Source organism: Mesorhizobium sp. M0001 (assembly GCF_040324255.1).
Taxonomy (GTDB): domain Bacteria; phylum Pseudomonadota; class Alphaproteobacteria; order Rhizobiales; family Rhizobiaceae; genus Mesorhizobium.
In genome coordinates, this window is the sequence record NZ_JAMYVS010000007.1 from 176669 (window position 1) to 194436 (window position 17768).

16 protein-coding genes are annotated in these 17768 nt (G+C 64.2%); 2 read left to right on the forward strand and 14 right to left on the reverse strand.

The window, feature by feature from the left end; genetic code table 11:
* Window positions 1–35 precede the first annotated feature (35 nt).
* Window positions 36–1541, reverse strand: a complete 1506-nt coding sequence (locus NKK50_RS20695) for a S10 family peptidase (RefSeq protein WP_023752519.1) — start codon at window positions 1539–1541, stop codon at window positions 36–38.
* A gap of 289 nt (window positions 1542–1830) precedes the next feature.
* On the opposite strand from NKK50_RS20695, the gene NKK50_RS20700 reads away from it, so the two are divergent.
* Entirely contained in the window at window positions 1831–2337 is a 507-nt protein-coding gene (locus tag NKK50_RS20700) for an OsmC family protein (RefSeq protein ID WP_023672710.1), read from the forward strand.
* A gap of 153 nt (window positions 2338–2490) precedes the next feature.
* On the opposite strand, the gene NKK50_RS20705 is transcribed toward NKK50_RS20700, so the two are convergent.
* The 13 genes from NKK50_RS20705 to NKK50_RS20765 all read right to left on the reverse strand — a co-directional run bounded on the left by NKK50_RS20705 (window position 2491) and on the right by NKK50_RS20765 (window position 16498).
* Window positions 2491–2712 (reverse strand): hypothetical protein, encoded by a 222-nt coding sequence (locus tag NKK50_RS20705; RefSeq protein WP_023689120.1) that lies wholly within the window; start codon window positions 2710–2712, stop codon window positions 2491–2493.
* Between the two features lie 135 nt (window positions 2713–2847).
* On the reverse strand, window positions 2848–3477 hold the full coding sequence (locus tag NKK50_RS20710; protein ID WP_023672712.1) for a hypothetical protein: 630 nt from the start codon (window positions 3475–3477) through the stop codon (window positions 2848–2850).
* A 77-nt stretch (window positions 3478–3554) separates the two neighbouring features.
* Entirely contained in the window at window positions 3555–4310 is a 756-nt protein-coding gene (locus tag NKK50_RS20715; RefSeq protein ID WP_023672713.1) for an SDR family NAD(P)-dependent oxidoreductase, read from the reverse strand.
* A 30-nt stretch (window positions 4311–4340) separates the two neighbouring features.
* Window positions 4341–5822, reverse strand: coding sequence for an amidophosphoribosyltransferase (gene purF, locus NKK50_RS20720; protein ID WP_023672714.1), 1482 nt, complete (start codon window positions 5820–5822; stop codon window positions 4341–4343).
* 108 nt (window positions 5823–5930) lie between these two features.
* On the reverse strand, window positions 5931–6590 hold the full coding sequence (locus NKK50_RS20725) for a CvpA family protein (protein WP_023738600.1): 660 nt from the start codon (window positions 6588–6590) through the stop codon (window positions 5931–5933).
* A 48-nt stretch (window positions 6591–6638) separates the two neighbouring features.
* On the reverse strand, window positions 6639–8042 hold the full coding sequence (gene radA / locus NKK50_RS20730; RefSeq protein WP_023672716.1) for a DNA repair protein RadA: 1404 nt from the start codon (window positions 8040–8042) through the stop codon (window positions 6639–6641).
* Between the two features lie 230 nt (window positions 8043–8272).
* Window positions 8273–9766: a replicative DNA helicase gene (locus NKK50_RS20735; protein ID WP_023672717.1), complete on the reverse strand. Its 1494-nt coding sequence runs from the start codon at window positions 9764–9766 to the stop codon at window positions 8273–8275.
* Window positions 9767–9996: 230 nt separating this feature from the next.
* A complete protein-coding gene (locus NKK50_RS20740; RefSeq protein ID WP_352543811.1) occupies window positions 9997–10962 on the reverse strand; it encodes a small ribosomal subunit Rsm22 family protein in 966 nt (321 codons plus the stop codon).
* A gap of 156 nt (window positions 10963–11118) precedes the next feature.
* The gene (locus NKK50_RS20745; RefSeq protein ID WP_352543812.1) at window positions 11119–12468 is read right to left on the reverse strand and encodes a cyclopropane fatty acid synthase; all 1350 of its coding nucleotides are present in this window, start codon (window positions 12466–12468) and stop codon (window positions 11119–11121) included.
* Window positions 12469–12654: 186 nt separating this feature from the next.
* Window positions 12655–13242, reverse strand: a complete 588-nt coding sequence (rplI, locus tag NKK50_RS20750; RefSeq protein WP_023672721.1) for a 50S ribosomal protein L9 — start codon at window positions 13240–13242, stop codon at window positions 12655–12657.
* Window positions 13243–13508: 266 nt separating this feature from the next.
* The gene (gene rpsR / locus NKK50_RS20755) at window positions 13509–13757 is read right to left on the reverse strand and encodes a 30S ribosomal protein S18 (protein WP_006203718.1); all 249 of its coding nucleotides are present in this window, start codon (window positions 13755–13757) and stop codon (window positions 13509–13511) included.
* Window positions 13757–14257: a 30S ribosomal protein S6 gene (gene rpsF / locus NKK50_RS20760; protein WP_023672722.1), complete on the reverse strand. Its 501-nt coding sequence runs from the start codon at window positions 14255–14257 to the stop codon at window positions 13757–13759. Before rpsF ends, rpsR begins: the two co-directional genes overlap by 1 nt.
* Before the next feature lie 312 nt (window positions 14258–14569).
* Window positions 14570–16498, reverse strand: coding sequence for an LTA synthase family protein (locus NKK50_RS20765; RefSeq protein ID WP_352543813.1), 1929 nt, complete (start codon window positions 16496–16498; stop codon window positions 14570–14572).
* A 277-nt stretch (window positions 16499–16775) separates the two neighbouring features.
* On the opposite strand from NKK50_RS20765, the gene fabD reads away from it, so the two are divergent.
* Window positions 16776–17723, forward strand: coding sequence for an ACP S-malonyltransferase (gene fabD, locus NKK50_RS20770; protein ID WP_352543814.1), 948 nt, complete (start codon window positions 16776–16778; stop codon window positions 17721–17723).
* The last annotated feature ends 45 nt before the right edge of the window (window positions 17724–17768 follow it).

Below are 17768 nucleotides of genomic sequence, written 5' to 3' on the forward strand. Positions count from 1 at the left end.
TTGGCGCAGCCTGGCCGACAGCGTGGGCACGCCGTTCACTGTGTTGCCTGGTAGAGCTCCGAAGCGGCCTCCTTCAGGGCGCGCCGGCCGCCCGGCCTGAGATACATCATGTGGCCGCCCTCGATGACGTCGAGACGGATGGGTTTTGCCCCGCCGAGCGTCGGGATTTGGCTCACCAGATAGCGTGAGGCCAGATAGGGAGTGACCAGATCGGTGTCGCCGTTGACGATCACCACGCCGAGCCCCGGGTTGAGCGAGCGCGCCCGCTGCAGATCGTCCATCACCCCGGCATAGCCTTGCCGCGAGCCGCCATAGTCCCAGGCGTGGGTCACATCGCCATTGAGCAACCTGTAGCTGACATCGGTGCGAAAATTCAGCTCGTCGCGCGCATAACCGACAAAGGCCGAGGTCAGCGCCGGCACGCTGCGGTCGAGCACCGGATCTGGGCCGGCGCTGCGGGCGCTCTCCGGGGCGATGTCGCTGGTGGCGATGGTGCCGTCATACGGGCTGAGCACTTTGCCACTGGGGCGCTGGAATTCGCGCGCGAACAGGGCGGTCGGGATGCGGGCGAAATTGCGTTGCACGAGGTCGAGCGGCAGGCCGGTGATCTCGGCCACGCGCTGGCTGGCCAGCCGCCCACCCTGTTCCAGCCCGCCGGCCAGAGCGGTGAGGTAGTCACCCATAGCATAGTGTTCGACCTCGGCGAGCTTTTCGCGCAGCGCCTCGCCGCTGAGGCCTTCGCTGCGCAGGCGCACCGCCGCCAGCGAGGGCAGTTCCAGCGCCCAATGCAGTGGCTGGAATTCGTCGGGCAGCACCAGCGTGAACTCCAGTGCAGGCGAGATCAGCACGATGCCGTTGGGGCTCAGGCCGACATCTTCCTGCAGGGTCCTGGCGAGAAGTGCCGCGCGGAACCCGCCATAGCTTTCGCCGGCAAGGAAGAGCGGCGATCCGGTGCGGCCGTTCTGGGCGAGATAGAGCCGGATGAAAGCGCCGATCGAACTGGCGTCCTGGCTGACGCCCCAAAAATCTTTTGTGTCCTGGCCGGGGGCCTCGCGGCTGTAGCCGGTGCCGACCGGATCGACGAAGACGAGGTCGGTCATGTCGAGCCAGCTGTCGGGATTGTCGATCAGCTTTTGCGGCGGCGGCAGGAATTGGCCATCGGCGCCGGTCGCGACGACACGCGGGCCGAGTGCGCCGAGATGCAGATAGGCGGATGCCGCGCCCGGGCCGCCATTGAAGACGAAGGTGATGGGGCGAGCCTTCTCCGCGCCCGCCAGTGGCGGCAGCGTATAGGCGACATAGAAGATTTCCGCGGTGACCTCGCCCTTGCCTGATAGCAGTGACAGCGTGCCGGCCTTAGCCTGATAGTCCAGCTTGCGCCCGGCAATGGTGATTGAATGGCTGGTCGTCTGCGGTGCCGGCAGCAGCGACAGCACGCCGCCTGCCGGTGCGGGGCGCTCGGGCGTTTCGGCGACGACTGGCTGCGCGAAGGCTGCAAGCACCAACAGGGTAAGCGAGATCAGTTTCAGCTTGAACGGCATGATGCCTCCGCGGGAATGACTCTGCTTAGGTATGGCTCGGGCGGTCGAAGTCAAAGTAACTCTTCGCGAGCTAGCGTTCCTTCACGCCCCCTCTGTCCTGCCGGACATCCCCCACAGGGATGGAGATTGGATGTCGCGACCGCCTTCGCTAATCGCCGGCGTAGAAAGCGCCATCGGCGAAGCTGCAGATCTCCCCCCTGTGGGGAGGTGGCCGGCAGGCAGAGGGGGGCGCTGTCTCGCCGGCATATCAGTGCTATCAAAGCGCGACGGACTCGAAAAGGAATGCAACATGGACGCCACCGCACTCAAGGCCATGCAGGCACCGATCAAGGAGGCTTATCGCGACGATTCCTCGCGAGCGCTGATCACGCTTCGCGCCAAAGGCTCCATCGACGACCAGTCGATTGCCTGCAAGGTCGAGACGGGCAGGGCGCTGGCGGTCGCCGGCCTGCATCCGGCGACCGGCGGTTCCGGGCTCGAATTGTGTTCGGGCGATATGCTTTTGGAGGCGCTGGTGGCGTGCGCCGGCGTGACGCTGAAGGCAGTGGCGACGGCGCTGGAATTCAGGCTTGGCGCAGCCACCGTCGAGGCCGAAGGCGATCTCGACTTTCGCGGCACGCTGGGCGTGGCCAAGGACGCCCCCGTGGGCTTTCGCGCCATCCGGCTGAATTTCAACCTCGACACGGATGAGCCGCAGGCGCGCATCGATTCGCTCATCAAGCTGACCGAACGCTATTGCGTGGTGTTCCAGACCATCAACAGCAAGCCGGAGCTGACGGTGAGTGCGCGCGCCTGATCTCCCCCCTTGAGGGGGAGATGTCGCCGAAGGCGACAGAGGGGGTCGGGCCGACTGGACGCGACGCCCTTTGTGCGGAAGGAGGTTGGCACTCTACGCGAGGCGACCCCCTCTGGCCTGCCGGCCATCTCCCCCTCGAGGGGGGAGATTGCGCTACTGCGCAGCAGGCTCTTCCGCGTCGCCCTCATCGGTAAACGGCGAGGCGCTCGGCACGCAGTTGACCGCCCAGCCGGCCGGCGTCGGCTGCTTCTGATATTCGGTAATCGCGTTTGTGCACTGTTCGCGGGTGTCGAAGGTGCTGGGCAGCACCACCATGCCGCCTTGCGGGCCGGCGATCACCAGGTACCAGACCAATGCTACGCTGGGAGCAGCCATGGGAATTCCTCGCTTTGCTGAGTGTCGGAGTCGGGTCGACCCTAGCAACTCCCGGCTGATGGCGAAAGCAGGGCGAGGGGGGAGGGACCTGCCGGATCATCACAGACCCGTGAACGAACCGCTCCCAGACGTCTCTCAGTTCGTCGCAAAGCAGTAGAACAGGCCGTCGCCGCCGGTGCCTTTCAGCGCCTCCTGGCTGCAGCCGCCGCGCGAGGCATGCGAGGAGTTCCAGGATTTCGCCGCCGCCGACTCATCAAGGCCGGTGCGGTCGTGATGGCCCATCATCGCCGCGCCCTCCGCGCCGCTCAAGGTCCAGTCGCCGCAGGTCTGGTCGGCGAGCTTGGTGCCGTCAGGCTTCGAGCCGGTCAATATGTCGTGCCGGTTCGGCTTGTCGCCGCGGCCATTGACCACTTGGCCCTTCTCGGTCAGCGCCGTCTGCTTGTTGATGGCGTTGGCGTCGCTGTGCAGCGAGGCGACGTCATCGGCAATCTTCTCGCCCTTGGCGTTGACCCAGGGACCCTTGCCGATACGGTCGCGCGCATCGACATTGGCGCTCGAGAGATAGGCGTGCCATTCCTTGCCGGTAACCCCAGCCGCTTCCGCCAGCGAGGCGCAATGCGCGTCGGCACCCTTGAGACCGCCGAGATCGGCGCCTTTGCCGGAACCGACGCTGGTGACGAAGAAACTCATCTTTGCGTCTTGCGCCAGCGCCACGCCGGCTGTGGCGGCAATCGCGGCGGCGGCAACGAGAAGAAGTCTACGCATGTCGGTCCTCCTGTTTCGAATGTCCTACATTCGAAGAAACGTAACTGGAGGCCTGTTTAATCCCGCTACAACCCGGTTTATTCCGGCTGCCGGTAGGCGACGAAGCGGTTGTTCTTGACCTGGAAGATCAGCCCCGTCTCTTTCATCTCGGGGCTCGCCAGCGGCACGATGCGTTTTGCCACCTCTGACGGGTGCGGCAGCGTTTCCGGATCCTCGCCGGGCGCGGCCTGCGCACGCATGGCGGTGCGGGTGGCGCCGGGGTCGACCGCATTGATGCGGAGCGGCAGGCTCTGCGTCTCATGCGCCCAGGAACGCGTCATGGCTTCCACAGCCGCCTTCGACGCCGCATAGGGCGCCCAGAAGGCGCGCGCCGAATGCGCGGCCCCGGACGACATGAGAATGGCGCGGCCGGCGTCGGACAGCCTGAGCAGCGGGTCGACCGAGCGGATCAGCCGCCAGGTCGAGGTGACATTGATGGTCATAACCTTCTCGAAGGTTTTGGCCTCGACATGGCCGATCGGCGAGATGACGCCGAGCACACCGGCATTGGCCACCAGAATGTCGAGCTTGCCCCAGCGCTCGTGAATGGCGCCGCCCAGCCGGTCGATGCCGGCCATGTCTGAGAGGTCGAGAGGCACCAACGTCGCTTCGCCCTTGCCGGTTTTCGCGCGCTCGGCCTTGATCTGGTCGTCGAGTTCTTCCAGCCCGCCGACGGTCCGGGCTACCGCAATGACATGGGCGCCAGCGGCGGCAAGTTCCTTGGCGATGAAGTAGCCGATGCCGCGCGAGGCGCCGGTAACGACCGCGACGCGGCCGGAGAGGTCGAGGGTCATGCGAGCGCTTTCAAGGATAGCAGTTGGGCTTTACGCCCCGTTGTTCGCCAGCAGCGACAGCGTGCGCACATTGTCGTGACCTTCGAAGTCGAGCAGGCGGGTCGGGTACTGGCCGGTGAAACAGGCGTCGCAGAATTGCGGCTGCTCATTGTCGCGGCTGGCTTCGCCGACGGCGCGGTAGAGCCCGTCAATGGTGAGGAAGCCGAGCGAATCGACACGGATGAACTCGGCCATTTCCTCGATCGACATGCGCGATGCCAAAAGCTTCGACTTCTCCGGCGTGTCGACGCCGTAGAAGCACGACGCGCTGGTCGGCGGCGAGGCGATGCGCATATGCACTTCCTTGGCGCCGGCGTCGCGCACCATCTGCACGATTTTCTGGCTGGTGGTGCCGCGCACGATCGAATCGTCGACCAACACCACGCGCTTGCCCTCGATCATCCGGCGGTTGGCGTTGTGCTTGAGCTTGACGCCCATATGGCGGATCGAATCGCCGGGCTGGATGAAGGTTCGGCCGACATAGTGGTTGCGGATGATACCGAGTTCGAAGGGGATGCCTGCCGCCTGGGAGAAGCCGATTGCCGCCGGCGTGCCGGAATCCGGCACCGGCACGACGATATCGGCCTCGACCGGGCTTTCCTGCGCCAATTCGGCGCCGATACGCTTGCGCACTTCGTAGACATTGCGGCCTTCGACCGAGGAGTCCGGGCGGGCGAAATAGACATATTCGAAGATGCAGAAGCGGGTCTTCTGCGGCTCGAAGGGGAACAGGCTCTCGATGCCCTTCGAGGTCACCACGACCATTTCGCCGGGCTTCAGGTCGCGCACGAAGCGGGCGCCGATAATGTCGAGCGCGCAGGTTTCGGAGGCCAGGATCCAGGCGCCGTCCAGGTCGCCGAGCACCAGCGGGCGGATGCCGAGCGGATCGCGGCAGCCGATCATCTTCTTGGAGGTCATCGCGACCAGCGAGAAGGCGCCTTCGACCTGACGCACGGCGTCGATGAAGCGCGAATTCAAATCGCGTTCCTTACTGGTGGCAACGAGATGCAGCAGCGTCTCGGTGTCGGAGGTCGACGAGAAGATCGCGCCCTGCTTCTGCAGCGCGCGCTGCACGGTCATGGCGTTGGTGAGATTGCCGTTATGGGCGACGGCAAAGCCGCCATCGGCGAGTTCGGCGAAGAAGGGCTGGATGTTGCGCATGCCGGCGCCGCCGGTCGTGGCATAGCGCGTGTGGCCGATGGCACGGTTGCCTTGCAGGCTGTCGATGACGTGCTGCTTGGTGAAGGTGTCGCCGATCAGGCCGACATGGCGTTCGACATGGAACTGCGTGCCGTCATAGGAGACGATGCCGGCCGCTTCCTGGCCGCGATGCTGCAGCGCATGCAGGCCTAGCGTTACGATGGCCGCAGCGTCCTGCCGGCCGAAAATGCCGAACACCCCGCATTCGTCGTGGAAATGATCGTCTGCTTCGGCGGAAAGCACGTCGTCCGCGTCTGCCTTCGAAACTGCCATGGGGCTCAAGCTCCGCTAAAATGGCCATATAGTGCGATAGCGCCGCGAAAGCAACGTAGTCAGGCCGGAACTGCCGGGATGGCGCCTGTCCGGCACCATCCGTCCGTATCAGTTTGCCGGCGCAGCCGGAGCAGCGGGCGCGGGTGCGTTATCGGCCGGAGCGTCGGTCTCGTCGTCGGGCGCCGGCGTATCGTCACCGGTTGCCGGAGCATCCGCCGCCGGTGCATCGGCCGCCGGAGGCGTCTCGGCTGCCGGCTGATTCGGATTGAGCTTCTTCAGGATGGCGTTTTCCGGATCTTCGGGCAGCAGGCTTTCCAGCTTGGCGCCGATGGTCTCGAGCAGCGGCTTCGACTTGGCGTTGGCGATCCAGGCAGGGGCCTTGGCGCCGGCCAGCCAGTTGAAGAACAGCAGCGCCACGGCGACTACGAGGACGCCGCGCGCGGCGCCATAGAGGAAGCCCAGCGTACGGTCGAGCGCGCCGATCCTGGAATCGATGATCCAGTCGGCAAGCTTCATGGTGATGACGGAAACGACGATCAGCGCGATGAGGAAGACGATGCCGGCGGATGCCGCCATGGCGATCTTGTCGCTTTCGACATAGGGCTGAACGTAAGGCAGCACCGGCTTGTAGAAGAAGAATGCCGCCGCGGCGGCAGCCGCCCAGGACACGACGGACAGGATTTCGCGTGACAGGCCGCGAACCATGGCGAGCATCGCCGAGACCAGGGTGAAGCCGACGAGAATTCCGTCCAGCAGCGTAATCGGCATGTCTTTCGCCCCACTCAGATTGTCTTTTCACGGCTCGGGCGAGCCGCGTCAATCTTCCACGTCGACACGGCTGCGCCGTGAGCCGGCTATGCGTGCGACGAGATCGGCAAGTTCGGTCGGCTGGAAAGCGCCGGCCCCGATCCCCCCGACAACCTCCTCGCTGCCCAAGGGCAGAACCGCACTTCCAAAACCCAGCTTTTCGGCCTCTTTAAGGCGCTGCTGCGCATGCGCAACCGGCCTCACTGCGCCCGACAGGCTGATTTCGCCGAAATAGACGCAATCGGCGGGAAGGGCAAGACCGGTGAGCGACGAAACCAGTGCAGCGGCAACCGCCAGATCGGCCGCCGGCTCGGAAATCCGGTAGCCGCCGGCGACGTTGAGGTAGACATCGTGGGTGCCGAAGCGCACGCCGCAATGGGCTTCGAGTACGGCAAGGATCATCGACAGCCGTGCGCCGTCCCAGCCGACGACGGCACGGCGCGGCGTGCCCAATGTGGACGGCGCCACCAGTGCCTGGATCTCGACCAGCACCGGACGTGTCCCTTCCATGCCGGCAAATACCGCGGCACCCGGCGATTTTGCGTGGCGTTCGCCGAGGAACAGCTCCGACGGATTGGCGACCTCGCGCAAGCCCTTGTCCGACATCTCGAAGACGCCGATCTCGTCGGTCGGCCCAAAACGGTTCTTCACCGTGCGCAGGATGCGGTAGTGATGGCCGCCTTCGCCTTCGAAATAGAGAACGGCGTCGACCATGTGCTCGACGACGCGCGGACCGGCGATCTGGCCTTCCTTGGTGACATGGCCGACCAGCACGATGGCAGCACCGGTGGATTTGGCGTAGCGGATCATCGCTTGCGCCGAGGCGCGCACCTGGGTGACGGTGCCGGGCGCCGAGTCGGCCATGTCGGTCCACAGCGTCTGGATGGAATCGAGGATGACGAGGTCCGGCCTTCTGCCGTCGGCTATTGTTGCCAGGATATCCTCGACATTGGTCTCGGCGGCAAGTTCGACCGGCGTGTCGGCGACGCCAAGCCGCTGCGCCCGCAGCCGGATCTGCGCGACAGCCTCTTCGCCCGAGACATAGACGATGCGGTGGCCTTTTGACGCCAATGCTGCTGCGGCCTGGGTAAGCAGCGTCGACTTGCCGATGCCGGGATCGCCGCCGACCAGCAGCGCCGAGCCGCGCACGAAGCCGCCGCCGGTGGCGCGGTCGAGTTCGCCAATGCCCGAGATGATGCGCGGCGCGTCCTCGATGTCACCGGACAGGCTGGTCAGCACCACGGCGCGGCCCTTGCGCGCATTGCGCGTGTTGGCCGGTCCCGAGCCGATGCCGCCCGAGGTGCCTTCCTCGACGAGTGTGTTCCACTCGCCGCAGGCATCGCATTTACCGGCCCAGCGCTGATGCACCGACCCGCAATTCTGGCAGATGAACTGGACGCGCGATTTAGCCATGGAGTGATGCTGCCTGCAAATGACCGAAGGAGGGTGATCCTGCACACCCCTCTCTGTCCTGCCGGACATCTCCCCCGCAAGGGGGGAGATTGGCTATCGTCGCTGCTTTCGCCAATCGCCAACGTCGCAAGATGAGCGCCATCCGCAAAGCTGCTGATCTCCCCCCTTGCGGGGGAGATGGCCGGCAGGCCAGAGGGGGGTGTGACGGAGCGCTGCGGTAGGCCAAAAAGCTACTCGAACCTCTCCGCAATATGATGCTCTTCGGCGAGGTCGGAAAACCGTGTGAACTCGCCATGGAAGGCGAGGCTCACCGAACCTGTCGGGCCATGGCGCTGCTTGGCGACGATGACTTCGGCCTTGCCGCGCATCTCGTTCATCTCGTGTTCCCATTTGATGTATTCATCGGTCCCGGGCTTCGGCTCGCGGTTCTTCAGATAATATTCCTCGCGATAGACGAACATCACCACGTCGGCGTCCTGCTCGATCGAACCGGATTCGCGAAGATCGGACAGCTGCGGGCGTTTGTCTTCGCGGCTTTCGACCTGACGCGACAGCTGCGACAGCGCGATGATCGGAACGGAGAGTTCCTTGGCCAGCGCCTTGAGGCCGGTGGTGATCTCGGTGATTTCCTGCACCCGGTTCTGCGACGATTTCGCGCTCGACCCCTGCATCAGCTGGATATAGTCGATGACGATGAGGTCGAGGCCGCGCTGACGCTTCAGCCGCCGCGCCCGCGCCGACAGCTGCGCGATCGAGATACCGCCGGTCTGGTCGATGAACAGCGGGATCTTCTGCATGGTCTGCGAGCAGGCGACCAGCTTTTCGAAATCCATCTCTGAAATCTCGCCGCGGCGGATTTTTGACGACGAAATTTCCGTCTGTTCGGAAATGATGCGGGTGGCGAGCTGCTCGGACGACATTTCCAGTGAGAAGAAGCCGACGACGCCGCCATTGGCTGCCTTGAACGAGCCGTCGGCCTGTTGCGCCGGCTCATACATCTCGGCGATGTTGAAGGCGATGTTGGTGGCTAGCGATGTCTTGCCCATGCCCGGACGGCCGGCAATGATGATCAGATCCGACGCCTGCAGGCCACCCATGCGGCGGTCGAGATCGCGCATGCCGGTGGCGAGGCCCGACAAATGGCCGTCGCGCATATAGGCGGCGTTGGCCATGTCGACGGCGGTCTTGACCGCGTCGGTGAAGCTCTCGAAGCCGCCATCGTAACGGCCGGTTTCGGCCAGTTCGAACAGCCGCCGCTCGGCATCCTCGATCTGTTCGGACGGCGCCATGTCGACCGGCGCGTCATAGGCGATGTTGACCATGTCCTCGCCGACGGTGATCAGCGCCCGGCGCGTGGCCAGATCGTAGATGGCGCGGCCATAATCGGTGGCATTGACGACGGTGACGGCTTCGACCGCCAGACGAACCACATATTGCGCCACCGTCATGTCGCCGACCTTCTCGTCGGCCGGCAGGAAGGTTTTCAGCGTGATCGGCGTCGCCACCTTGCCCATGCGGATGAGCTCGGCCGCGACCTCGAAGATTTTCCGGTGCAGCGGCTCGTAGAAATGGCCGGCCTTGAGGAAGTCGGAGACGCGGTAGAAGGCATCGTTGTTGACGAGGATGGCGCCGAGCAGCGCCTGCTCGGCCTCAATGTTGTTCGGCGCTTCACGATAAAGCGGTTGCTGCTCCGCCACGCCGAATTTTCGCGCTGCCTCTGCCATGATGTCCCCGATTTTGATCCCGGCTTCTCGATATCAGAACGAGATAAATCGGTGCTGACCTTTCTGCATCACCGCACGACCAATCAACCTCGATGCCCGTTGTTCACAGGGGCGGCAAACCGTCCACAGAAGAGTGTTTCCGCGCCCCGATTCCGGTTGACTCAGAAAGGCGCTGACTTTTATCCGAGTCGTTGGAACAGAGCAAGAACAATCTCGGTGATTATCCGCTTCTAGTCCAGTGTATCGCCCCAGTCCAGCCGCCGCGCTGCCTTGAACAGCTCGCCCTCGCGCTTGGTGAAAAGTGTCTCGCCGGCGCCGCCATCCGGCTGGCACAGTTTGAGCAGCACCTTGCCGGAGCCCGATTTCGGCGGCGCAATCACGCGGGGCGGATGTACAGGCGCGGGTTGCCGCGACGCCGCGACGTAGATGAATTTCTCGTCCTCCCACGGCACGTCGGCGTCTTTGGCCAGGCGATGCAGGCGCGAGCGGGCGACGCGGCGCGAAAAATGGCACCAGTCGGGCGGCTCAAGTGGGCAGGGCGCCTCATGCGGACAAGGCGCCAGCACATGCGCCCCGGCCTCCAGCAATTGCCTGCGCACTGCCAGGATGCGCTGCCAGCCTGCCGGTGTGCCGGGCTCGACGATCAGCAGTGTGTCGCCGGTCAAATGCCAGAGCCGGCCGACAAGCTTCGGCAGCGATGCTGGCGCGATCTCGTCCAGCACATAGGCGCAGGTGACGAGGTCGGCAGGCTTGAGATCGGCAAGGTCGATGGTCACGTCGCCGGCGCGCCAGTCCATCCTGGTGGCGATGGTATCAAGGGCGAGCGACTGGCCAACCTTGCGCACCGCGGCGCTTGCTTCAACCAGAACCGCCTCTTCGAGGTCGGGCCACAGGTCTGTAGTGGCCCAAAGCACCGTGCCAGGACCGGCGCCGACATCGAGCAAGCTCTTTGGCTGGAAATCGGGCCGCGCATAGGCGAGTTCGTCGAGACCGGCCCGTACCGCCGCGTAGGTCGCCGGCAGCCGCGTCGCCAGATAGGCTTTTACCGCCATCTCTTCGGCCATGTGCAGGCGGCCGTCGCGCAATTCGGCGCGGTAGCGGTCAGACAGCGTCTTCGCCGCCTGGCGCAGCACCGCCAGCGGTATCGTTTCGAGCAGGCGCTCGACGCCTTGTCGCAGCGAGGCGGGGAGTTCCACGCTCAGGCTCCGCGTGGCGCGAGCACCGAGGCGCCGGCGAACTCGACAAGGGTGGTGGCGATGGTGGGCAGGCAGGTCATTAAAAAGGTCTCGCGAGAACGAGACCTTTTTCAGTGTCAGAGCCGTCAATGGCAAGCGGCAATCGCAATCGAGGCGTTATTCGCGATCCGCCACCTTGCGACGGCGCGCTGGCTTGGCCGCAACGGACCTGACAGCAACGGACCTGGCAGGCACAGACCTGGCGACAGCAGGCTCGGCGGCCGCCGCCTCCTGACGATGCCCCATTTCGCGCATTTCGAGCGCCTTTTCACATTTGGCCATGTAGTCGCGCGTCATCGGCAGCGTGTCGTTCTTCTTGGCGATCTGGATCTGGAAGATCACCAGATCCTGCCAGCGGAAGGCGGCTTCCGAAGCCGCCAGATAGAACTCCCACATCCTGCAGAAGCGCTCGTCGTAGATGGCCTTGGCCTTGTCCCGGTTGGCGGCAAAGCGCTGGCCCCAATGCTTCAGCGTATCGGCATAGTGCAGCCGCAGAATCTCGATGTCGGTGACCACAAGGCCCGACTTCTCGATCGCCGGCATCACCTCCGACAGCGAGGGAATGTAGCCGCCCGGAAAAATGTACTTGCGGATGAAGGCGCTGGTCGCCCACGGCACGCCGGAGCGGCCGATCGTGTGCAAGAGCATGACGCCGTCGGGCTTCAACAACGTCGCCGACTTGTCGAAGAAAGTGCGGAAGTGGTTGACGCCGACATGCTCGAACATGCCGACCGAGACGATGCGGTCGAAGCGTTCGTTGAGTTCGCGGTAGTCCTTGAGGTCGAAATGCACGCGGTCCTGCAAGCCTTGCGCATGCGCCCGGTCGGTGGCGACGCCGTGCTGCTCGGTCGACAGCGTCACGCCTTGCACGTCGACATCGAAAGCCTTGGCGAGATAGAGGCCGAGCCCACCCCAGCCGGAGCCGATATCGAGCACGGTCTGGCCGGCCTTCAGCCTGAGCTTGGCGGCGATATGGCGTTTCTTGGCCATCTGCGCCTCGTCGAGCGTCATGTCCGGCTGTTCGAAATAGGCGCAGGAATACTGCATGTCCTCGTCGAGGAAGAGCCGGTAGAGGTCACCCGACAAATCATAGTGGCGCTGCACGTTGCGGCGCGCCCGCGATGCGGTGTTGATCTGCTGCAGGCGGCGAAAGGCGTGGCGAAGGCCCTCGATAGCCTTCGACCAAGTGGCGTCGATACCGCCGCTGCCCATGTTCTGGAAGGCGATGCGCATCATACCCAGTACGCCGCCCTCGATGATGTCGAGTTCGCCGTCCATATAGGCTTCCGGCACGGCCAGCATCGGATCGAAGGTAATGGCGCGCTCGGCATGCGCGGTCTTGATGTGCATATGCACCGGCTCGCCGCTGCCGTCGCCGAAAACCACTGTCGAGCCCTTCGGGCCGGTGACTTTCAGATTGCCCGTACGCACCAGGCGGTCGAGAACGCGTTTCAACAGAATATTCATCACCAAATGTCCCCTCACGGTCAGACTGGCGGACCAATTCTGCAACAATATATAGGGGTTCGAAAAGTTCCATTTGGCACAAAAATGCCCGGGCGAGAGGCCCGGGCATTGGTCCAGAAAGGCTGGATGACGAGGAAGTGATTGGAGCGCTGCTCCCCTCGCTTCCCGATCAGGCCCCGTGCGGGATCAGGCGTTGTCTTCTTCGCCGCCTTCGAACTCGGTGTTCGGGTCGAAGAAGTTCTCCGGCCGTGCGTTGTCGTTGATGTCGTCGCCATAGATGGCTTCGGCGGTGGTCAGCGTCTCGCCCTTGGCCTGGCGCTCGGCTTCGTCGGCCGTGCGGGCGATGTTGAGGCTGATGGTGACCTCGACTTCCGGATGCAGCGCAATCGCCACATTGGTGACGCCGATGGTCTTGATCGGCTGGTTGAGCTGGATCTGGTTGCGGTTGACCGAGAACCCTTCGGCGGTCAGCAGGTCGGCGATGTCGCGGGTCGACACCGAACCGTAGAGCTGGCCTGTCTCGCCGGCCGAACGCACGGCGATGAAGCTCTTGCCGTCGAGCTTTTCGGCAACCTGGCTGGCTTCCGACTTGCGCTCGAGGTTGCGCGCTTCGAGCTGCGCGCGCTGCCCTTCGAACTTCTTCTTGTTGGCTTCGTTGGCGCGCAGCGCCTTGCCCTGCGGCAAGAGGAAGTTGCGGGCAAAGCCGTCCTTGACCTTGACGGTATCGCCCATCTGGCCGAGGCGGGAAACGCGTTCGAGAAGAATCACTTGCATGGTCTTGTTCCTTCGTCTGGGCACCGACCGCGGGATCGGCGCCGAATTGAATGGAACAGGTCAGGAAGCTCTGAGCGCCTTGGCGCCGGTGTCGCTGTCCTGCCTGTCGCGGCAGTTAGAGGCTTTTCACCTCAACTCGGGATTTCAATGCACGTCGCCAAGAGTGGTCCCGGTTTTGGGACAACGACATGCATCATCAAATTACCCCTGCGGCGCCCGTCGCCGTGGGAGAAGGAAGCAGGCGGCGAACCGCCCGCTCGAAAGTCTTAGCGAACCACGTAGGGCAGCAGGCCGAGGAAGCGGGCGCGCTTGATCGCCTTGGCGAGTTCGCGCTGCTTCTTCTGGCTGACGGCGGTGATGCGCGACGGCACGATCTTGCCGCGCTCGGAAATGTAGCGCTGCAGAAGACGCACGTCCTTGTAGTCGATCTTGGGCGCGTTGGCGCCGGAGAACGGGCAGGTCTTGCGGCGGCGATGGAACGGGCGCCGGGTCGGGATCTGATTGATGTCGACCATTATTCTGCACCTCCTTCAACGCCTTCGCGCGGACGGCGCGGACCACGATCACCACCGGCGTCGCCAAATGAGCGCGGCGGACGATCGCCACGGTCGCCGCGATCACGGTCGCCGAACGAGCGCGGACCACGATCACCACGGTCGCGGTCGCCGAAGCCGCCGCGTTCCGAGCGCTCTTCGCGCTTCTGCATCATGGCCGACGGGCCTTCCTCATGCGCCTCGACCTTGACGGTCAGGAAACGCAGCACGTCCTCGGACAGGCCCATCTGGCGCTCCATCTCGTTGAGCGCTGCCGGCGGGCAGTTGAGGTCCATAAGCGTGTAGTAAGCCTTCCGGTTCTTGTTGACCCGGTAGGTGAGGGACTTCAGTCCCCAGTTCTCGACCCGGCCGACGGACCCGCCATTTGCGGAGATGACGCCCTTGTACTGTTCGACAAGCGCATCGACCTGCTGCTGCGAGAGGTCCTGCCGGGCAAGGAACACATGTTCGTATAGAGCCATAGTGGTTCAGTGCCTTTCTTCGTTTCTCTCCCGGATCCTCGCGGCAAAAGCCTCTGCAACTTCTCTGACCCGCTGATCCCGAGGGGGCGGGGAAGAAAGGAGCATTTCGAGACGGTCGAGAGCGGAGACACGGGAGGCGGAAGCGCTTCTGGCTTCACACGAAGGTTTTGGGTAAAACCTCCGGCCCTCCGTTCAGCCCCCAGCAAGGACCGGCAGATTGCGGGCGTCTATAAAGCAAATTGGCTGGAAGGCAAGGGTAACGCATGCTCCGGACAGCGTCCTGGCGTCGCAGGGTTGGAAAAATACCAGGCATCAACTCGTATGCGGGGTACCACCGTTGATCGTTTCGGGGAAGAAGTCCGGAGCCGCCTTACGCTTGCCGAACATCATGTCGTATTGCAGCAGGCGGAAGTCGTTGATCGCCGGATCAACGTCCTTCTGCCGCGCCCAGTCCGGCGTGGCCTCACCTGACGGTGTCAAAAGCAGATTGCGGTCGACGACGCGATAGCGTTCGCGCAGCGCGCCCAGGAAGCCGGTGTAGTAGGGGTGCGTGATCCCGGCCGTTGTCAGGATGTGGTAGGGCAGGAAGGCCGGGCTCACCGCGCCCATATCCTGCGCCGGACCGGTGCGGTTAGACCAGATGACCAGCGGCGTCTGATGATGCTCCAGTGCCGCCTCCGGCGTCGGTTCCTTGCGCGGCGCGACATTGTCCTTCAGGTAACCGGTTTCGACATAGACGGGGCCGAGCGGCGGCAGATGGTCGCCGAAGAAGGCGATGACCGTCGGCCGCTCGCGCTTCTTCGCCCATTCGATCAATCGTTCGAGGCCACGGTCGGCATCGGCGGAGCCTTCGGCGTAGCTGAGCAGCGATTCCCGCGCCCATGTGCTGATCGGTGCCGCGACCTTGTGGGTCGGATTGTAATAGCGGTACGGCTCGTAGGGACCGTGGTTCTGCAGGCTGACGGCGAAGAAGAACACCGGCCGCTCGCTGGCGTCGGCCTCTGCGATGATCTCGTCGGTCATCGACGCATCGGAAGCCAGCGGCCCGCGCTTTTCCAGTGGCGGCAGCGTCTCTTCCGAGCGGAAATCGTTGAAGCCGAAATCGGCATAGACGGCGCCCCTGTTCCAGAACCAGTTGGTGCCCGGATGGATGGCGCGCGCCCGGTATCCCTCGCTTTTCAGGAAGGTCGCCAGCGACGGCGTCGGTGTGCGCACATATTGCTGGTAGGGGATCGAGCCCGCCGGCAGGAAGGCATTGGAAAAGCCGGTCAGCGCCTCGAATTCGATGTTGGCGGTCATGCCGCCGAATTCCGGCGAAAACATATAGCCGGAACGCAGCGCCCGCACATTGGGGATCGGGTCAGGCGTGATTGTGACGCCGGGCAGCTTGGTCGGATCCCAGAAAGATTCGCTCATCACCACGATGATGTCGGGTTTCTCATCCGGTACCGAGGCCGCCACATCAGGCCTGTCGATCGCGTCGATCGCCTTGTCGGAATAGCCCGCCGGCGCCGAGACATGCGCCATCGGCACGTTGAGCGCGAAGGCCAGCGCAAACCCGTTGGAGGCGTAGTTCTCCTTCTGGTCCCACATGATCGGGATGATCTGCAGCCGGTCGCGGGTCCACGAGAAGGTGGCGTAGTCCATGATTGAGACGAAGAAGGCGAGCAGCGGCACTGCCAGCGTCAGCCGCGCCAGCCGCCCTTTGCGGCTGAGGATCGGAACCTTGCGGCGCCACAACCGCCAGCCATAGATCAGCAGCGACAGGCCGGCGACGATGCCGACCGCCATGGCGAGCGCCGTCCAAGGCCGTTCGCGCACCAGGAGCGGCATCAGTGCCATGATCTGGCGCGAATAAAGAAAATCGGTTGGGTAGAGCGGATCGCCGAGATAATGCGACTTCTGATGCCCGACAAAGGCCAGCGCCAGCGTCAGCGGCGCCACGATCATCAGGCTCTGGTGACTGCGGCCAAGCACGGCGTCCAGTCCCATCAGCACCAATGCAAAGACAATGATGGTGGTCCAGCCCGGCTTGAATGGCTGCAGGAAGAAGTCGACCGTGCCGAAGAAGTCGCCGCGCACGATCCATTCGATGGCGAACACCAGGATGGCGGAGGCAAGCAGCGTGACCAGACCGTAGCGGATGACCGGCCATCTGCGCCCCGGCAGGTAGCCGGTGGACGGATCGTCTTCCAAGAACTGTGGCGCGGGTACGGCCGCGCCCTTCCTGATCCTAGCCACGTCTCTTCCCCCGGCCCAAGCAACGCGTATTTCCACTCGCGCCACCGTTCTGTCATAGAACTGTCATGCAAAAGCTAGCGCCTGTGGCGAAAATAAGAAGAGCCAGCAAACGATTCGTGAGCGGTTTTCATCAGGTGTGATCGGCAAAAAGCCTTTGGGAACAGGGACTCGAGGTCAGCTCCGGTTCAAGCGAGAGCCGAAATGCCGCCTCCGGGCTTGACTTGGCGGTCCGCCTTGCGTCACAGGCAGTAAAAATCAGCCGCTGGAGAGCGCCCAAATGGCCGTCGCATTCACCTTTCCGGGACAGGGCAGCCAGGCTGTCGGCATGGGCAAGGACCTCGCCGACGCCTTCCCCGAGGCACGCAGGGTGTTCGAGGAAGTCGATGATGCGCTGGGCGAAAAGCTGTCGAAACTGATCTGGGAAGGCCCGGAAGAGGCGCTGACCCTGACTGCCAATGCCCAGCCGGCGCTGATGGCGGTCTCGCTGGCGGCGATCCGCTCGCTGGAAGCGCGCGGCTTTTCGCTGAAGGACAAGGTTGCCTACGTTGCCGGTCATTCGCTCGGCGAATATTCCGCCCTTGCCGCGGCCGGTTTCGTTTCGGTCGCCGATGCTGCCCGGCTGCTGCGCATCCGCGGCAACGCCATGCAGGCGGCGGTGCCGGCCGGCGAGGGCGCCATGGCGGCGATCATCGGACTGGAACAGCCCGACGTCGAAGCCGCTTGCACCGAGGCCGCAACGGGATCCGGCAAGGTCTGCCAGATCGCCAACGACAATGGCGGCGGCCAGCTGGTGATCTCCGGCGCCAGGGCGGCGGTGGAACTCGCCGCGAAACTGTGCACCGAAAAGGGCGCCAAGCGGGCGCTGATGCTGCAGGTCTCCGCACCCTTCCATTCGGCGCTGATGGCGCCGGCGGCCGATGTCATGCGCGAGGCGCTGGCCGGCGTGACCAAGAATGCACCGGTCGTGCCCGTCGTCTCCAACGTCACTGTAGCCCCGACCAGCGACCCCGACGAGATCGCGCGCCGCCTGGTCGAGCAGATCACCGGCCGCGTGCGCTGGCGCGAAACGGTGGAGTGGTTCGGCGCCAATGGCGTCGCCACGCTCTATGAGATCGGCGCCGGCAAGGTGCTTTCCGGCCTGGCGCGGCGGATCAACCGCGACATCGCCACATCGGCCGTCGGCACGCCGGCCGAAGTCGAGGCGGCGCTGGCCGCGCTTGCATAATCCACTGGCGATTTAACCCCTCCCGTGGGAAGGGTGTTCTCTTAA

Bases quoted from the DNA above. Each gene is read 5' to 3' on its own strand.
- NKK50_RS20695 (WP_023752519.1), bottom strand. From the start codon at position 1,541: ATGCCGTTCAAGCTGAAACTGATCTCGCTTACCCTGTTGGTGCTTGCA.
- NKK50_RS20700 (WP_023672710.1), top strand. From the start codon at position 1,831: ATGGACGCCACCGCACTCAAGGCCATGCAGGCACCGATCAAGGAGGCT.
- NKK50_RS20705 (WP_023689120.1), bottom strand. From the start codon at position 2,712: ATGGCTGCTCCCAGCGTAGCATTGGTCTGGTACCTGGTGATCGCCGGC.
- NKK50_RS20710 (WP_023672712.1), bottom strand. From the start codon at position 3,477: ATGCGTAGACTTCTTCTCGTTGCCGCCGCCGCGATTGCCGCCACAGCC.
- NKK50_RS20715 (WP_023672713.1), bottom strand. From the start codon at position 4,310: ATGACCCTCGACCTCTCCGGCCGCGTCGCGGTCGTTACCGGCGCCTCG.
- purF (WP_023672714.1), bottom strand. From the start codon at position 5,822: ATGGCAGTTTCGAAGGCAGACGCGGACGACGTGCTTTCCGCCGAAGCA.
- NKK50_RS20725 (WP_023738600.1), bottom strand. From the start codon at position 6,590: ATGCCGATTACGCTGCTGGACGGAATTCTCGTCGGCTTCACCCTGGTC.
- radA (WP_023672716.1), bottom strand. From the start codon at position 8,042: ATGGCTAAATCGCGCGTCCAGTTCATCTGCCAGAATTGCGGGTCGGTG.
- NKK50_RS20735 (WP_023672717.1), bottom strand. From the start codon at position 9,766: ATGGCAGAGGCAGCGCGAAAATTCGGCGTGGCGGAGCAGCAACCGCTT.
- NKK50_RS20745 (WP_352543812.1), bottom strand. From the start codon at position 12,468: ATGAATATTCTGTTGAAACGCGTTCTCGACCGCCTGGTGCGTACGGGC.
- rplI (WP_023672721.1), bottom strand. From the start codon at position 13,242: ATGCAAGTGATTCTTCTCGAACGCGTTTCCCGCCTCGGCCAGATGGGC.
- rpsR (WP_006203718.1), bottom strand. From the start codon at position 13,757: ATGGTCGACATCAATCAGATCCCGACCCGGCGCCCGTTCCATCGCCGC.
- rpsF (WP_023672722.1), bottom strand. From the start codon at position 14,257: ATGGCTCTATACGAACATGTGTTCCTTGCCCGGCAGGACCTCTCGCAG.
- fabD (WP_352543814.1), top strand. From the start codon at position 16,776: ATGGCCGTCGCATTCACCTTTCCGGGACAGGGCAGCCAGGCTGTCGGC.